Origin of the sequence: Streptomyces seoulensis (assembly GCF_004328625.1) — a bacterium.
GTDB classification, from domain to species: domain Bacteria; phylum Actinomycetota; class Actinomycetes; order Streptomycetales; family Streptomycetaceae; genus Streptomyces; species Streptomyces seoulensis.
In genome coordinates, this window is sequence record NZ_CP032229.1 from 742,320 (window position 1) to 757,651 (window position 15,332).

Here is a 15,332-nt window from a genome sequence, read left to right on the forward strand (position 1 = left end):
AGCGTCAGCCGGGGTTCCCCAGCTCCCCCGCCAGGTCCAGGGCGAGGAGGCGGTCGGCGTAGAGGAAGGTCTCGAAGCGGGCGCCGTCGGGGAGGTCCGGGGCGTACGCCACGTCCCGGAGGACCGCGAGGACGCCGGGCAGGTCGAGGTCGTCGTCCCAGGCCGCGCGCAGCCGGGACCGCACCTCGTCCGGCACCGGGCGCGAGGGCTGGTTCGCCCAGCGGGCCACCCCCGTGCGCCACTCGGCGGCGGTCCGCGCGGCCTCCTCCAGCGCGGCCGCGTCCAGTGCGGCGGGCTCGCCGCGCGGGACGGAGAGCAGGGCCAGGCGCAGGGCACCGGGGTCGGCCAGCAGCCCCGGCACGTCCTCCCCGCCCCCGTCCCACCCGGCCGGGGCGACGGCGACCACCACTCCGGCGCCGGGCGGCTCCTCGGTCGCGGCCCGTACATGCACCACCTGGGCCTCCCCCAGGCCGGACGCCACGTCCCGGCTGTCCTCGAAGGGGCGGATGCTCAACGCGGCTGCCGCCGTGCCGAGTTCGGCCTGTTCCCGGGGTGCGGTGAGCATGGTCCAGACGGGGGTGCCGCCCAGCTCCAGCGCGCGGACGAGGAGGTCGGCGGTGAGCAGCACGCGCAGCGCCGTCAGGTCGAGGCCGCCCGCGTGGACCTCCACACGGGTCAGGCCCCGGCGGGCGGGGGTGGCGGGGACGGGCTCTCCGGTCCGGGCGTCGAGGATGCGCAGCACGCAGCGAGCGTAGGCGCGTGAAGGCCCGGACGCAGCACCTTGTGCCGATTCCGGACAGCGTGGCGGGCAAGCGGGGGAATCGGCGGGCCGCACCGGTCGTTGTCCCCACGGCACAGTTCCCGCGCTTGGAGGAGGCCGCCGTGTACGGCGACGAGGCGACGATCCGCACCATCCTGACCGGTCTCGGCGACACCTGGGCGGTGGTCGGCCTCTCGAACAACCGGGACCGCGCCGCCTACGGGGTCGCCGAGGTGCTGCGCCGGTACGGCAAGCGGGTGGTGCCGGTGCACCCGAAGGCGGAGCCGGTCGGGGGCGAGCAGGGGTACGCGAGCCTCGCCGACATCCCGTTCGACGTGGACGTGGTCGACGTGTTCGTCAACAGCGAGCTGGCCGGCGCGGTCGCCGACGAGGCGGTGGCCAAGGGCGCCCGCGCGGTCTGGTTCCAGCTCGGCGTGGTGGACGAGGCGGCGTACGAGCGGACGCGGGCGGCGGGGCTGGAGATGGTGATGGACGCCTGCCCCGCCATCGAGATCCCCCGCCTCGGCTAGATGCCCAGCCCCTCGATCACGACCGCGCCGGGGATCTCCGCGAACGCCTTGCCGGGGACCAGGAGTTTGCCGCGTCGGCGGCCGCTGCCGACCAGGGCATAGGACAGGTCCAGCACGGCCGGGTCGACCAACAGCGGCCAGGCGGCGGGGAGTCCGAGCGGGGTGATGCCGCCGTACTCCATGCCGGTCTCGCCGGTCGCCAGGTCCATCGGGGCGAACGACGCCTTGCGGGCGCCCAGTTGGCGGCGGACCGTGCCGTTGACGTCGACCTTGGTCCGGGACAGCACCAGGCAGGCGGCGAGCGTGGTCTCGCCGCCGCGCTTGCCCGCGACCACCACGCAGTTGGCGCTCAGCTCGGGCAGGTCGGCGCCGTAGTGCTGGACGAACACGGCGGTGTCCGCGAGGTCCGGATCGGTGTCGACGTAGAGGATCTGCTCGGCGGGGACGGACCCCTGCCAGTTCCGTACCGCCTCCGCCACCGGTGCGGTCAGCTCGGCGAGGGCCTCGGGGGCGGGTACGGCGTTGTCGAAGTCTCCGATGGGGGCGCGCATGGCGGCACCGTAACAGCCGTCGTCCGGCGCCCTTCAGCGCACCGGCGGCACGGAGACCGCCATCACCATCCGCGTCGGTACGTCACCCTCGTTGCCGTAGGTGTGCGGGGCGTCGGCCTCGAAGGTGACGCTCGCCCCGGCGGGGACCGCGTGCCGTACCCCGTCGACCTCCAGGGTGAGTTCACCGGCGGTGACGTGGACCAGCTCGACCGTGCCGGAGGGGTGCGGGTCGGCGCTGCTGTGCTCGCCCGGCATCAGGTTCCAGTCCCACAGCTCCAGCGGGCCGGGCGCCTCGGTGCCGGCCAGCAGCCGGTTGTAGCTGCCGCCCTCGGTGTGCCAGAGCCGGACCGCCTGGTCGGCGGGGACGACCCGGACGCGCGGGCCCTGCTCGTAGTCGAGCAGCGTGGTGACGCTGATCCCGAGCGCGTCGCCGATCTTGACGACGGTGCCGATGCTGGGGTTGGTGCGGGCCTGCTCGATCTGGATGAGCATGCCCCGGCTGACCCCGGCGCGGGCGGCCAGCGTGTCCAGCGTGAAGCCGCGCTCGGTGCGCCAGCGGCGGACGTTGCGCGCCAGGGACTGGGTCAGCAGGTCGAGGTCCGCCACATCACGTCCATTGCAGGTCACATCGAGGGTCACAGAGACCACGGGGGCCACAGGGACCTCCGGGGCCACGGGAAGGAATGACCGGATCAGGTGCACGGGACCCCCGCGCGCCGCACCCGGCCGTGCACCGCACTGTACTGCGCGGTCCGCCACGGAGCACGGCCCGCTCAGCCCTCCGCGTCCAGCTTGGCGAGCTGTTCCACCTGCTCCTCGTCGAGCGCGGCCAGCGCGCCCAGTTGCGCGCCGGTGACGCCGGCCGGGGGCGGTACCGGGGCGGGGGTGCGCAGCGGGGGCTGCCAGCCCTCCTCGGGCGTCCAGCGCCGTACGACCCGGGCGGGCGCCCCGGCGACCACCGCGTGGTCGGGGACCGTGCCGCGCACCACCGCGCCGGCCGCGACCACCACGTTCCGGCCGATCCGGGCGCCGGGCAGGATCACCGCGCCGGTGCCGATCCAGCAGCCGGGGCCGATCTCCACGGGCTCCATCCGGGGCCACTGGCGGCCGATGGGCTCGTGCGGGTCGTCGTAGGAGTGGTTGGTGGAGGTGACGTAGACGTACGGGCCGAAGTAGCAGTCGCGGCCGATGGTGACCGTGGTGTCCGCGATGACGTGGCTGCCCCGGCCGAGGACCACGCCGTCGCCGATGCGCAGGATCGGGTCCGGGCCGAGGTCGAGGTCGGGCATGAGACCGGCGGTGAGGGTGACCTGCTCGCCGATGATGCAGTGCGAGCCGAGCGTGATCCAGGGCTCCCCGAAGACCGTGCCGAGCGGGAAGGCGAGCCGGGTGGCCTCGCCGATCGCGCCGAACCGGAACCGGCCGGGCTGCCCGGCGGTGACCGCGCCCCGGCGCTGCGCCCAGCCCCACACGGCATGGACGGCACGCTGGGCGAGCCCCTGCCGCCAGGAGGTGAACGTGTTCTCGGGCTTCGGCACCCGCCCACGTTACTCAGCGGTCACTCACCCCGAGGCGCCGGACGCCTGTGATCTTCACCCCATCCGGCCGGCCCCGCGATGCCCTACCGTGCGCGGGGAGACCGCCCGGCGCGGTCCGGCCCGATTGGGTGAAGAGCACAGCCGCCCGGCAGAGAGACGGTGGACACGGATGACACACACGGCCCTGATCGTGGGGATCGGCGGCAGGGAACCGGCGATCGACCCGGAGGCGTTCGTCGCCCCCAACGCCACGGTGATCGGCGACGTGACCCTGCGGGCGGGGGCGAGCGTCTGGTACGGGGCCGTGGTGCGCGGTGACGTGGAGCGGATCACCGTCGGCGCGGACGCCAACATCCAGGACAACGTCACCCTGCACGCCGACCCCGGCTTCCCGCTGACGGTCGGTGAGCGCGTCTCCGTCGGCCACAACGCGGTGGTGCACGGCGCCACGGTCGAGGACGACTGCCTGATCGGCATGGGCGCGACCGTGCTGAACGGCGCGGTGATCGGCGCCGGTTCCCTGGTCGCCGCCCAGGCCCTCGTCCCGCAGGGCATGGTCGTGCCGCCGGGTTCGCTGGTGGCGGGCGTCCCGGCGAAGGTTCGCCGGGAGCTGTCGGAGGAGGAGCGGCAGGGCGTCACCCTGAACGGCACGCTGTACGCGGACCTGGCGAAGACGCACCGGGCCGTGCACGAGTAGGAGCGGCGCGGAGGCCGGCCCCTAGCGGGTGTCTTGTCGGTCAGGCCGGATGAGGGAGCGGTGTCTGGTGCCGTGCGTCGCAAGGCGGAGGAGGGAGTCGATGCGGAGCATCGGGGACCGACGACAACACGGCGAGGTGCGGTGCCAGCCGCCACGAGCCCGGCGTGATCGACAAGCGCCCCCTACGCCTGGTCGGCGCCGACCGGCTCGGCCTCGGGGGCCTCTTCCGTCGACTCCTCGCGCTGCGAGCGGCGCTTCATGATCACGAAGGAGCCGAGGCCGACGACGATCGCGGCGACCAGCGCCATCCAGGAGAACCGCTTGAGCCAGTCCTCCGCGACCATGCCGACGTAGTAGACGACGGCCGTGGTGCCGCCCGCCCAGACGACACCGCCGAGCACGTTGGCGATGAGGAACTTCCAGTACGGCATGCGCAGGACGCCCGCGAGGGGTCCGGCGAAGATGCGGAGCAGGGCGATGAAGCGGCCGACGAAGACCGCCCACATGCCCCACTTCTCGAAGGACCGCTCGGCGGTGGCGACATGGGCCTCGCCGAAGTGGCGCGGGAACTTCCGCCCCAGCCAGGTCAGCAGCGGGCGCCCGCCCTTGCGGCCGATCGCGTAGCCGATGGAGTCGCCGATCACCGCGCCGGCCGTGGCGCAGGCGCCGAGGACGACGGGGTCGATCCCGGTGTGCTGGGAGGACATGAGCGCGGCCGAGACGAGGACTATCTCGCCGGGCAGCGGGATGCCGAGGCTCTCCAGCCCGATCACCAGGCCCACCAGGGCGTAGACGGCTACGGCGGGCACCGAGTCGAGCCATTCCTGCACGTGCACCGCGGTTCCTCCCGGTCGCTCATCGCACCCTGCCGGGCGCGCCGCAGAGGCACACCCCCTGGGAAGGCTACCCGGTCCCCGCGAACCCCCGACGGCCACGGCCGCGTGGCCGGACCCGGTGCTCGGTGTCCGGCTGCGGCGGATCGTGCCGGCGCACTGGGACGAGGACCACACCGGTGCGGCGGCCGAACCGGCCGCCCGGCACGGAGCCGAGGTCGTCGCGCACCGGCTGGAGGCGCCGGTGATCCGGGGCGAGGCGGCCGGGGCGTCGCCGGTGCCGACGGGGTTCGAGATCCCGATCCGGGCCCGCGTCCCGGCCAACGGCTCCGCCGTGCCGGGTGGGCCGGGAGGCGGCCGGACGGCGCTGGGCTGGAGTTCGGCGGCGGGGCGGTGGTGGTCGCGGTGCCCGGCCACACGGGCGGGCCGGACGCGGTCGCCGACGTCGGCCGGACAACCCTGGGCGTCTTCCACACCGACCGCGCGCGGGCCGTCGCGTCGCTGCACCGGTCGTCCACGGCGCGGCGGCGGCTCTGCGGGCGGCGGCCGCCGCGACACGGTGAGGGGGGTCAGCCGTTGGGCCGCAGGGTCCAGACGACGGTCATCTCGCCGGAGACGGCACCGTCCTCGCGCTGGATGGTGATGGCGACCGGGAACTCGGGGCGGCTGCCCGCGTCCAGCTCCGCGACGACCTCGGCGGCCGGGCGGCCCAGGGTGGCGGTGGCGGTGACCGGGCCGAGGGCGAGCTTCTTGTAGTCGATCTCGGCGCGCACCGCGAGCGGCACCGCCCGTGAGAGCTGCTCGCCGAAGGCGGTCAGCACGATGGCGCCGCTCGCGGACTCGGCCAGCGTGAACATGGCGCCGGCGTGCGGGCCGCCCAGGTGGTTGTGGTAGTCGGACTGGTCCGGCAGCCGGAGCACCGCGCGCTCGGGGGTGACCTCGATGAACTCCAGGTTCAGGGTCCGCACCATCGGCACCGCGGCGGCCAGCATGTCGCCCATGGAGGCGCTCTCAACTGTCATGACCGTGATGTTACCGACGGGTAGCGACCCTGACCAGCCCCGCTCCGTCCCGTTTCGGTACGCCCCTGACGAGGGACGGTGACCGAAACGTGTCCCGTGGCGCATTAGGGTTCAGGCCATGTGGCCAGGAGAGCAGCCGCCAGGGGGCGCGCAGAACCCGCAGGACAACCCGTATCAGCAGCCGGGTTACCAGCAGCCGAATCCGTATCAGCAGCCCGGATTCCAGCAGTACCCGCAGCCGAACCCGTACGGGCAGCAGCCGCAGTGGGGTCCGCCCACGCAGCCGCCGCACAAGCCGGGCGGGAGCAAGCGGGTCAAGGTCGTCGCCATCGTGTCGGCCCTCGCGGTCGTCGTCACGGCCGGGGTGACGGGGTATCTGGTGCTCGGCTCCAAGGACGACGGGCACGACGAGGCCAAGGGCGGGAAGAAGTCCAGCCAGTCGCCGACGCCCGAACCGACGGTGAGTTCCTCGGCGTCTGACGACAACCCGCGGGGCGGGGGCGCGGAGAAGCCGGTCGTCGCGGGCTGGAAGGTCGTCGTCAACCCGAAGTTCGGCACCGCGTTCGACGTGCCGCCGGAGTGGCAGCTCGAGTCCACGGACACGTCCTACTTCATGGAGGACCACGCGGACGACGACAAGCTGATCACCTCGGTGTCCGCGCCCGCCGTCTACAAGTCCAAGTGGTGCACGGACGACAGCGACAAGGACGGCCGCACGGAGGACACCTCGCTCGCCGTCGCCGGCACGCGCGGTGAGAGCGGCGCGAAGAGCCCGGAGCAGGCCGCCGTGATGCGGGTGCCGTGGTACGTGTACGGCGGCTACACCCAGCCGGACAAGAAGAGCCTCACGTACGACAAGAAGGCCAAGCCCTACACCACGTCCTCGGGCGTCAAGGGCGCCTACACGTGGGCGCGTTCGTCGGGCAGCCCCCAGAAGGGCAAGTGCGCGAGCGACGGCAAGGCGATCTCCTTCGCCTTCCGCAACTCCGCCCAGGACATCGTGTCGTTCGACCTCTACGGCGCCAAGGGCGTGAAGGAGGAGGTCGACACGGCGACCATCATGAAGATCCTGTCCTCCGTTCGCCTGCACGGCGACCCCACGGAGAGCTGACGGGCGGCGGTAATCCGGGGTGGCGGTACCGGGGTCACCCTGCCATGGTCGGCGGGTGACCCCGGACTCCTCCTCTTGGGTCTGGTGGCGGCGGCCCGCACCCTGCCGCTGGTGGTGTTCCTGCACATCGGCGACGCGGTCGCGGACCGCTTACCCCGGCACCGGGGCGGGGCCCTGGTGCCGCGACCGGGCCCGGCTGGGTGCTCACGCTGGACGCGGCCTGCTCCGCCCTCACCGGTGCGTGCCGGGCACTCCTCGACATCGGCCATATCCCGCCCCGCGAACCGGGTGCCAGGCACCGGGCTGCCGCCCGATCTCCGCGACGGCTGGGCCCAGTTCATCAGGCGGCCCTGGCTCTGGGGCATCGTGCCGCGCACTCCCACCGGCGCCGAGAGCTTCGTGGAAGGGCAACCGGTCGAAAGTCAATAGCACCTAACGGCTAGTCATTTATGACCAGGGTCGGGATGCTGTGCGGAGCGTCGATCCGGCCGTGCTCGCGCACCCGTCGAAAGGCAGCACGCATGTCTTCCGCACCCTCACCCGAGTCCTCCGATCCACGCCGCGCCCCCGAGCGCAGACCGCCGGCCCCCTGGTGGGTCATCATGCTGTCGCTCACCATCGCGACGGGGGCGTACGTCCTGCTGGTCCTGGTCGGAAAACAGGACGGCGCGGCCACTGCCGGCTCTCTCGCCGCCCTGCTGACGGGTGTCCTGGCCGCGCTGTCGGCCCTCGGACGCGAGAAGTAGCGCGGCGGGCGGCCTCGCGGCGCGTGCCTCAGCCGATGCCGAAGGCGCCGTCCGGGGGTTCGGGGGACGGGACGGCGTCGGCGTCGGAGAGGGGGCGGGCCGTACCGATGAACTTGGCTAGTGCCGGGCCGTGTTCGACCCGTGCCGGGAAGGCGTCGGCTGCTGTCCGGCGGGTCAGGGCCGGGGTGTTCAGGGGAGCCTGGGAGGCGAGGAGGATCGCGTTGCCGAAGCGGCGGCCTCGTAGGACCGCGGGTTCGGCGATCAGGGCCAGGTGCTCGAACAGGGCGGTGAAATTGGCCAGTTGGGAGCGGAGGAAGGTGAAGGGGGCCGCGTCGGCCAGGTTGGCCAGGTAGAGGCCGCCCGGGCGGAGTACGCGTTCCGCTTCTCGGGCGTAGTCGACGGACGTGAGGTGGGCCGGGACGCGGGAGCCGCCGAAGACGTCCGCGACCAGAACGTCGGCGCTGTCGGCGGGGGCCGCCTCCAGCCAGGCCCGTGCGTCGGCGGCGTGGGTGGTGATGCCGGAGGCGGGCGCCAGCGGGAGGTGTTCGGTGATCAGGTCCAGAAGGCCCTGGTCGGCCTCGATCACGTCCTGCCGGGAGCCGGGCCGGGTCGCGGCGACGTACCGGGGCAGGGTGAGCGCTCCCCCGCCCAGGTGGAGCACGTCCAGCGCCCGGCCGGGCTCCGCCGCCATGTCGAGGGCGTGCCCGAGCCGTCGCGCGTACTCGAACTCCAGGTGCTCCGGCTCGTCCAGGTCGACGTAGGACTGCGGAGCCCCGTCGACGGTGAGCAGCCAGGCCCGGTCCCGGTCGACGTCGGGCATCAGCTTGGCGGTGCCGTGGTCGACGGCCCTGCTCACGGGTATCGGTTCGCTCACCGGGCCATTGTCTCCGGTGAGCCGGGGTGCGCGGAGCCACGCCCCGCGCACCCCGTACCGCTCAGCCGACCGAGGTGACCGTCCCCGCGCCCACGGTCCGCCCGCCCTCGCGGATGGCGAACCCGAGCCCCGGCTCCAGCGGTACCTCCCGGTCCAGTTCCACGGTCATCTCCACCGTCTCGCCGGGCCGGGCGATCCCCGCCGCGCCGAGGTCGACGTCCCCGGCCACGTCGGCGGTGCGGAGGTAGAACTGCGGCCGGTACCCCGTGGACAACGGCGTGCTGCGGCCGCCCTCGGCCCCGGCGAGCACGTACACCCGCGCGGTGAACCGCCGGCCCGGCACCACACTCCCCGGCGCCGCGACGACGTGCCCGCGCCGGACCGCGTCACGCGGCACCCCGCGCAGCAGGACCGCCACGTTGTCCCCGGCCTGCGCCTCCGGCATCGGCCTGCCGAAGGTCTCCAGCCCGGTGACCACACTGTGCACGCCCGCCCCGAGCACCTCCACCCGGTCCCCCACGCGCAGCCTGCCCCGCTCGACCGCGCCGGTGACGACGGTCCCGCGCCCGGTGATGGTGAGCACGTTCTCCACCGGGAGCAGGAACGGCGCGTCGAGGTACCGCTCGGGCATCGGCACATAGGTGTCGACCGCGTCGAGCAGCGCCTCCACGGACGCGGTCCAACGCGGTTCGCCCGCCAGCGCCTTGAGCCCGGAGACCCGTACGACGGGTACCGACTCCCCCGGATACCCCTGGGCCGTGAGCAGTTCGCGCACCTCCAGCTCGACCAGGTCGGCCAGCTCCTCGTCCCCCGCGTCGGCCTTGTTGAGCGCGACCACCAGATGGTCGACCCCCACCTGCCGGGCGAGCAGCACGTGTTCGGCGGTCTGCGGCATGATCCCGTCCAGCGCGGAGACGACCAGGATCGCGCCGTCGAGCTGGGCGGCGCCGGTGATCATGTTCTTGACGTAGTCCGCGTGGCCGGGCATGTCGACGTGGGCGTAGTGCCGGGTGTCCGTCTCGTACTCGACGTGCGCGATGTTGATGGTGATGCCGCGCGCCGCCTCCTCCGGGGCCCGGTCGATGCGGTCGAAGGGGACGAACGTGCCGGTGCCGCGCTCGGCGAGCACCTTGGTGATGGCGGCGGTCAGGGTGGTCTTGCCGTGGTCGACGTGGCCCATGGTGCCGATGTTCAGGTGCGGCTTGGTGCGCACGTATGCCGTCTTGGGCATGGCTGTCCCTCGTGGTGTGGGTGCTGCGTGAAGAGCGCTGGGACCCCTGGAACCCGCCGACCCTCCCCTCGCGGGGTCCGCCGGACTTTCCGGAGAGGGTCAGCTTCGGGCGCCGTCGACGGCTGCCACGAGGACGAGGACGGCAGCCTTCGGCGCGTCCGCGAGGGCGGAGGCTGCGAGGAAGGCGTACCGGAACATGACGCAGATCATGGCGGACGCGTCGTCCCACGTCGAACGGTTTTCCGCGCCCTGCGGAGCGTCAACGGCCGTGGACCATACGCCGATCACACCCCCCGGTCGGTTACTGTCGCCGAATGCCCGATGCCACCACCCGCTCTGGGGGCACCGCCACGGCCGTCCCCCCGCTCGTAGTCCTGAGGCCGACCCCAGCCGTGCCCCTCACGCCCGTCACCCCCGCCGGTCCCGCCGTACGCGCGTGGCCGTCCGCGTATCTCCGTCTCGGCCTGCTGCTCACCCTGCTCGCTGCCGCCGCGAGCGCCGTCCTGGTCTTCGACCCGCAGCGCCTGCTCACCGAGGGCTGGCCGCCCCAGCTCGGCGGGTTCGCGGCGGCCGGGGTCTTCGCGCTGGCGTACGGGCTGTGCACGGTGGCGTTCGTCCCGCGCCCCCTGCTCAACCTGGCGGCGGGCGCGCTGTTCGGCTCGGCGCTGGGGCTGACCTCGGCGCTGGCGGGCACGGTGCTGGGCGCCGGGCTGGCGTTCGGGCTCGGGCGGGCGCTGGGGCAGGACGCGCTCCGTCCGCTGCTGCGCGGACGCTGGCTGAAGGCGGCGGACGGGCAGCTGAGCCGGCACGGGTTCCGCTCGATGCTCGCGGCCCGGCTGTTCCCTGGCGTCCCCTTCTGGGCGGCCAACTACTGCGCGGCCGTCTCCCGGATGCGCACACTGCCGTTCCTGCTCGCCACGGCGCTGGGCTCGATCCCGAACACGGCCGCGTACGCCGTCGCCGGGGCCCGCGCCTCCACGCCGACCTCCCCCGCCTTCCTGATCGCGCTGGCCGTGATCGGGCTGCCCGCGCTGGCCGGTACGGTGCTGGCCTGGCGCAAGCGCCACCACCTGCGCGCACGTTGACGCCACCGCCCGGTCCGCCCTGGTACATGCCCCGGCCTCCCGGCGTTCATGACCATCGCATGACCAACCCCCTGTGAAGGCTTTGCCGTCGGCGCCCGCTACGCTGCCCTGCGTCGCATGATCACCCCTACGCTCCCCAGCGCTTGGACGCCACACCTCCATGTCTTGGTTCGAATCCCTCGTCCTCGGACTCGTCCAGGGACTCACCGAGTTCCTGCCCGTCTCCTCCAGCGCGCATCTGCGGCTGACCGCGGCCTTCTCCGGCTGGCAGGACCCCGGCGCGGCCTTCACCGCGATCACGCAGATCGGTACGGAGGCGGCGGTCCTCATCTACTTCCGCAAGGACATCGGGCGGATCGTCTCGTCCTGGTTCCGCTCGCTGTTCGACAAGTCGATGCGAGGCGACCACGACGCGCAGATGGGCTGGCTGGTGATCGTCGGCTCGATCCCGATCGGCGTGCTCGGTGTGACGCTGAAGGACCAGATCGAGGGGCCCTTCCGTGACCTCCGGATCACCGCGACGATGCTGATCGTGGTCGGCGTGATCATAGGCATCGCCGACCGGCTGGCGGCCCGCGACGAGTCCGGCGGCCGGCACCGCAGCCCCAAGCAGCGCAAGACCCTCAAGGACCTCGGCATCCGGGACGGCCTGATCTTCGGCCTCTGCCAGGCGTGCGCCCTGATCCCGGGTGTCTCCCGCTCCGGCGCCACCATCAGCGGCGGCCTCTTCATGGGCTACCGGCGCGAGGACGCCGCCCGCTACTCCTTCCTCCTCGCCATCCCGGCCGTCCTCGCCTCCGGCGTCTTCGAGGTGAAGCACTCCCTGGGCGAGGACAGCGCGGTCGCCTGGGGCCCGACCCTCTTCGCCACGGCCATCGCCTTCGCCTCCGGCTACGCGGTGATCGCCTGGTTCATGAAGTGGATCTCCAACAAGAGCTTCATGCCCTTCGTCTACTACCGCGTCGCCCTCGGCATCATCATCATCGCCCTTGTCACCGCGGGCGTCCTGAGCCCGCACGCGGCGGAGTCGGCGGGCTGAGCCACCTCATGCCGGGCCGGTGAACTCGGCCTGCCTCTACGCGCCCAGGTGAGCCAGCAGCCCCTCCGGCGCCGGGTACGGCGACTCCTGCGGCAGCAACGCGCGCGCCTCCGCCGTCCGCCCGGACCGTACCGCGCCGTGGATCTCCCGGGCCAGCGGGGTCACGTCCCGGATGCCCACGATCCACTCGTCGGCATACCGCGCGGCCGCCTCCCCGGTGAGCCCGAGCTGGAGGGAGCGGTGGGGCAGGGGGTTGAGGCCCAGGTCCCGCTCCGGGTCCCACTGCACCCGCGCCGGTGCCTCGCGGAGGGCGCGCTTGAAGTCGGCCGGGGTGCCGTGCAGCGCGGGGACGTGGTGGGAGAGGCAGGCGTTGCGCAGCGCCCACTCGAAGCCGGCGCGCGTGATGTCGACGGCGAGGACGGTCTCCTGGCCCTCCTTGGTCCCCCACCCACAGCGGTACATCATCCAGAGGAACGACGGCTTGATCCACGTCATCCGGGACCGGCTCCACGCGGCGGGGAAGCGCCCCTCGCGGGCTGCCGGGACGCCGATCCCGGGCCGGTACGCCTGGTACACGGTGAGCGTGGTGGGCGTGTGGGCCGCGCGGACGCGGAACTTCGGTTCGGGGGCGGTGGCTTGGTCGATCATGGGACCAGATTCGGCCACCCGCAGCCCACCCCGCCACCGAATATCCCCCTGTTCCGGAGCGCAGGAGACGCGCACACTGGTGGTGTGGGCCCTGGGGAGGGAGAGTCCGGATGAGGAGTACGAGGTCGCTCGGCCGGCTGCTGGACTCCCCGTGGCCACGCTCCGGCGCCGCCGCTTTCGCGGGCACGCTGCCGGTGCTCGCGTTCCCGGCGCCCGCGCTGTGGTGGTTCGCCTATGTGGCGCTCGTCCCGTGGATCGCGCTGGCCCGCACCGCGCCGACCGCGCGCCGGGCCGCGCTCGACGGCTGGTGCGGCGGGCTCGGGTTCATGGTGGCCGTGCACCACTGGCTGCTGCCGAGCCTGCATGTGTTCATCTTCCTGATAGCCGCCCTGCTGGGCGCGCTCTGGGCCCCCTGGGGCCTGCTGGTACGCCGGCTCCTGGGCGGCACGCCTTCCCCCGCCCGCGCCTTCGCCGCCCTGCTCGTACTGCCCTCAACCTGGCTGGCGGTGGAACTGGTCCGTTCCTGGCAGGGTCTCGGCGGGCCCTGGGGCATGCTCGGCTCCACCCAGTGGCAGGTCGGACCGGCGCTGCGCCTCGCCTCGGTGGGCGGGGTCTGGCTGCTCAGCTTCCTGGTGGTCGCCGTCAACGTGGCGCTTGCGGTGCTGATATCGGTCCCCGCCTCCCGCGTCCCCGCCGTCGCCTCCCTGCTCGCCACCGCCGCCGCGACGAGCGCCGCGTACGCCTGGGCCCCGCGCGCGGACGTGGACGGGCGGACGCGGATCGCGGTCGTCCAGCCGGGCGTGCACAACGGCTCGGAGCAGCGGTTCGCGCGGGAGGAGACGCTGACCCGGCAGTTGGCGGGCCGGGACGTGGACCTGATCGTCTGGGGCGAGAGCAGCGTCGGCCACGACCTGGGCGACCGGCCCGACCTGGCCCGCGCCATCGCCGCCCTGTCCCGGGAGACCGGCGCCGACATCCTGGTGAACGTCGACGCCCGCCGCTCCGACCGCCCCGGCATCTACAAGAGTTCGGTCCTGATCGGCCCCGACGGCCCCACCGGCGACCGGTACGACAAGATGCGGCTTGTTCCGTTCGGGGAGTACATACCGGCCCGCGCGCTGCTCGGCTGGGCCACCTCGGTCGGCAAGGCGGCGGGCGAGGACCGGCACCGGGGCTCGGAGCAGGTCGTGATGCGCGCCGGGCACCTGAGGATCGGCCCGCTGATCTGCTTCGAGACCGCGTTCCCCGACATGGGCCGCCACCTCACCGAGGACGGCGCGGACGTCCTCCTCGGCCAGTCCGCCACCTCGTCCTTCCAGCACAGCTGGGCCCCCGAGCAGCACGCCTCGCTGGCCGCGCTCCGGGCCGCCGAGACCGGCCGCCCGATGGTGCACGCCACCTTGACCGGCGTCTCGGCGGTCTACGGCCCGGACGGCGAGCGCGTCGGCCCCTGGCTCGGCACCGGCGCGAGCGCCGCCCGCGTGTACGACGTCCCGCTGGCGCACGGAGTCACGCCGTACGTGCGATACGGCGACTGGCCGGTGCACGGCGCACTACTGGTGCTGGCGGTGCTCGGGGTGACGGAGGGCGTGCGGGCGCTCAGGCCGCGCCGGACGGGTCCTGAGCCGCTCGTACCACGCGCTCGCACAGCTCGTGGGTCGCCAGCGCGTCCCGTGCGCTGAGCGGTTCGCCCGCGCGGACGGCGTCGAGGAAGGTGAGGACGGCGCCCTCGATGCCGCGCTGCCGGGACACCGGGACCCAGTCGCCCCGGCGGCGCACGGTGGGCTGGCCCCTGTGGTCGATCACCTCGGCGAGGTTGATCACCTGGCGCTTGGTGTCCTGCCCGGAGACCTCCAGGATCTCCTCGGCCGATCCGCTGAGCCGGTTCATCACCCCGAGCGCGGTGAAGCCGTCGCCGGAGAGCTGGAGCACGACATGCTGCAGCAGGCCGCCCTCGGTACGGGCCCGCACCGTGACGTCGTCCACCGGGCCGGGCACCAGGAAGCGCAGGGTGTCCACGACGTGGATGAAGTCGTCCAGGATCATCGGGCGCGGTTCCTCGGGGAGGCCGACCCGGTTCTTCTGGAGCAGGATCAGGTCGCGCGGGTGCTCCAGGAGCTGCGCGTAGCCGGGGGCGTACCGCCGGTTGAAGCCGACGAACAACGGCACGTCCTGGCGTTCGGCCAGCTCCACCAGCTTCTGGGAGTCGGTGAGTTCGTAGGCGAGCGGCTTGTCGACGTAGGTGGGGACGCCCGCTTCCAGGAGCCGGGTGACGATCTCCGGGTGGACGGCGGTGGGCGCGTGCACGAAGGCCGCGTCGAGTCCGGCGTCCAGCAGCGAGTCCAGCGTCTCGTGCCGCTGTCCGGCGGGCAGGTGCAGCGAGTCGCCCACGGCGGTGAGGGTGGCGGGGGTGCGGGTCTGGAGGTGGAGGTCGATTCCGGGCTGGGTGCCGAGGACCGGCAGATACGCCTTCCGCGCGATGTCACCGAGTCCGATGCAGCCGACCTTCACCTGTGTTCTCCCTCGCCCTGTCCCGCGTTCTCGTCCTCGGAAGCATACGGCGGGCCCCGGCCGCGGGAGTTGCTCCGGGGCGGGCCCGGCCGCCGGGCGCGCGTCAGCCTGCGTCCGCGCCACGCCCTCCCCGTGGGGCGAGACATCACTCGTGTG

At 73.3% G+C, this 15,332-nt stretch carries 17 protein-coding genes and 1 pseudogene; 8 read left to right on the forward strand and 10 right to left on the reverse strand.

The genetic code is table 11. From position 1 onward, the window contains the following. Nucleotides 1-4: 4 nt before the first annotated feature. Nucleotides 5-742 carry a hypothetical protein gene (locus D0Z67_RS03450; RefSeq protein WP_031181938.1) on the reverse strand — a complete coding sequence of 246 codons (738 nt, stop codon included), beginning with the start codon at nt 740-742 and terminating at the stop codon, nt 5-7. A 140-nt stretch (nt 743-882) separates the two neighbouring features. On the opposite strand from D0Z67_RS03450, the gene D0Z67_RS03455 reads away from it, so the two are divergent. Beyond that, complete coding sequence (locus tag D0Z67_RS03455) at nt 883-1,290, forward strand: CoA-binding protein (RefSeq protein ID WP_031181939.1); 408 nt, start codon at nt 883-885, stop codon at nt 1,288-1,290. Here the strand turns inward: D0Z67_RS03455 and D0Z67_RS03460 are convergent. The 3 genes from D0Z67_RS03460 to D0Z67_RS03470 all read right to left on the reverse strand — a co-directional run bounded on the left by D0Z67_RS03460 (nt 1,287) and on the right by D0Z67_RS03470 (nt 3,379). Then, nucleotides 1,287-1,841 carry a YbaK/EbsC family protein gene (locus D0Z67_RS03460; RefSeq protein ID WP_031181940.1) on the reverse strand — a complete coding sequence of 185 codons (555 nt, stop codon included), beginning with the start codon at nt 1,839-1,841 and terminating at the stop codon, nt 1,287-1,289. The genes D0Z67_RS03455 and D0Z67_RS03460 overlap by 4 nt on opposite strands. A gap of 33 nt (nt 1,842-1,874) precedes the next feature. Next, nucleotides 1,875-2,447 (reverse strand): helix-turn-helix domain-containing protein, encoded by a 573-nt coding sequence (locus D0Z67_RS03465; protein WP_031181941.1) that lies wholly within the window; start codon nt 2,445-2,447, stop codon nt 1,875-1,877. Nucleotides 2,448-2,614: 167 nt separating this feature from the next. Beyond that, the gene (locus tag D0Z67_RS03470; RefSeq protein WP_031181942.1) at nt 2,615-3,379 is read right to left on the reverse strand and encodes an acyltransferase; all 765 of its coding nucleotides are present in this window, start codon (nt 3,377-3,379) and stop codon (nt 2,615-2,617) included. Nucleotides 3,380-3,548: 169 nt separating this feature from the next. Here D0Z67_RS03470 and D0Z67_RS03475 point away from each other — a divergent pair, with 169 nt between their 5' ends. After that, nucleotides 3,549-4,076 carry a gamma carbonic anhydrase family protein gene (locus D0Z67_RS03475; protein ID WP_031181943.1) on the forward strand — a complete coding sequence of 176 codons (528 nt, stop codon included), beginning with the start codon at nt 3,549-3,551 and terminating at the stop codon, nt 4,074-4,076. 182 nt (nt 4,077-4,258) lie between these two features. Here D0Z67_RS03475 and D0Z67_RS03485 read toward each other — a convergent pair whose 3' ends face one another. Together D0Z67_RS03485 and D0Z67_RS03495 are read right to left on the reverse strand one after the other, a co-directional pair. Beyond that, nucleotides 4,259-4,912, reverse strand: a complete 654-nt coding sequence (locus tag D0Z67_RS03485; RefSeq protein ID WP_031181944.1) for a DedA family protein — start codon at nt 4,910-4,912, stop codon at nt 4,259-4,261. Between the two features lie 566 nt (nt 4,913-5,478). Then, nucleotides 5,479-5,931: a DUF4442 domain-containing protein gene (locus D0Z67_RS03495; protein ID WP_031181945.1), complete on the reverse strand. Its 453-nt coding sequence runs from the start codon at nt 5,929-5,931 to the stop codon at nt 5,479-5,481. 118 nt (nt 5,932-6,049) lie between these two features. Here D0Z67_RS03495 and D0Z67_RS03500 point away from each other — a divergent pair, with 118 nt between their 5' ends. From D0Z67_RS03500 to D0Z67_RS03510, 3 genes and pseudogenes are all read left to right on the forward strand, one after another. Further along, nucleotides 6,050-7,042, forward strand: coding sequence for a DUF8017 domain-containing protein (locus tag D0Z67_RS03500; protein ID WP_031181946.1), 993 nt, complete (start codon nt 6,050-6,052; stop codon nt 7,040-7,042). 6 nt (nt 7,043-7,048) lie between these two features. Then, nucleotides 7,049-7,411 (forward strand): annotated as a pseudogene (locus D0Z67_RS30090) (MFS transporter); the annotation flags it as partial. Between the two features lie 152 nt (nt 7,412-7,563). Then, a complete protein-coding gene (locus D0Z67_RS03510) occupies nt 7,564-7,788 on the forward strand; it encodes a hypothetical protein (RefSeq protein ID WP_131589614.1) in 225 nt (74 codons plus the stop codon). A 28-nt stretch (nt 7,789-7,816) separates the two neighbouring features. Here the strand turns inward: D0Z67_RS03510 and D0Z67_RS03515 are convergent, their stop codons facing one another. Together D0Z67_RS03515 and tuf are read right to left on the reverse strand one after the other, a co-directional pair. Further along, entirely contained in the window at nt 7,817-8,662 is an 846-nt protein-coding gene (locus D0Z67_RS03515) for a spermidine synthase (protein ID WP_031181947.1), read from the reverse strand. A 61-nt stretch (nt 8,663-8,723) separates the two neighbouring features. Further along, nucleotides 8,724-9,893, reverse strand: coding sequence for an elongation factor Tu (gene tuf / locus D0Z67_RS03520; RefSeq protein ID WP_031181948.1), 1,170 nt, complete (start codon nt 9,891-9,893; stop codon nt 8,724-8,726). A gap of 314 nt (nt 9,894-10,207) precedes the next feature. Here tuf and D0Z67_RS03525 point away from each other — a divergent pair, with 314 nt between their 5' ends. Together D0Z67_RS03525 and D0Z67_RS03530 are read left to right on the forward strand one after the other, a co-directional pair. After that, on the forward strand, nt 10,208-10,978 hold the full coding sequence (locus D0Z67_RS03525) for a TVP38/TMEM64 family protein (RefSeq protein WP_031181949.1): 771 nt from the start codon (nt 10,208-10,210) through the stop codon (nt 10,976-10,978). 160 nt (nt 10,979-11,138) lie between these two features. After that, nucleotides 11,139-12,017, forward strand: a complete 879-nt coding sequence (locus D0Z67_RS03530; RefSeq protein WP_031181950.1) for an undecaprenyl-diphosphate phosphatase — start codon at nt 11,139-11,141, stop codon at nt 12,015-12,017. A gap of 36 nt (nt 12,018-12,053) precedes the next feature. On the opposite strand, the gene D0Z67_RS03535 is transcribed toward D0Z67_RS03530, so the two are convergent. Continuing rightward, nucleotides 12,054-12,665, reverse strand: coding sequence for a DUF4291 domain-containing protein (locus D0Z67_RS03535; RefSeq protein ID WP_031181951.1), 612 nt, complete (start codon nt 12,663-12,665; stop codon nt 12,054-12,056). A 110-nt stretch (nt 12,666-12,775) separates the two neighbouring features. On the opposite strand from D0Z67_RS03535, the gene lnt reads away from it, so the two are divergent. Next, nucleotides 12,776-14,347 carry an apolipoprotein N-acyltransferase gene (gene lnt, locus D0Z67_RS03540; protein ID WP_031181952.1) on the forward strand — a complete coding sequence of 524 codons (1,572 nt, stop codon included), beginning with the start codon at nt 12,776-12,778 and terminating at the stop codon, nt 14,345-14,347. Here lnt and D0Z67_RS03545 read toward each other — a convergent pair. Beyond that, nucleotides 14,265-15,176 (reverse strand): Gfo/Idh/MocA family protein, encoded by a 912-nt coding sequence (locus D0Z67_RS03545; protein WP_031181953.1) that lies wholly within the window; start codon nt 15,174-15,176, stop codon nt 14,265-14,267. The two genes, lnt and D0Z67_RS03545, sit on opposite strands and share 83 nt — an antisense overlap. Between the last annotated feature and the right edge of the window lie 156 nt (nt 15,177-15,332).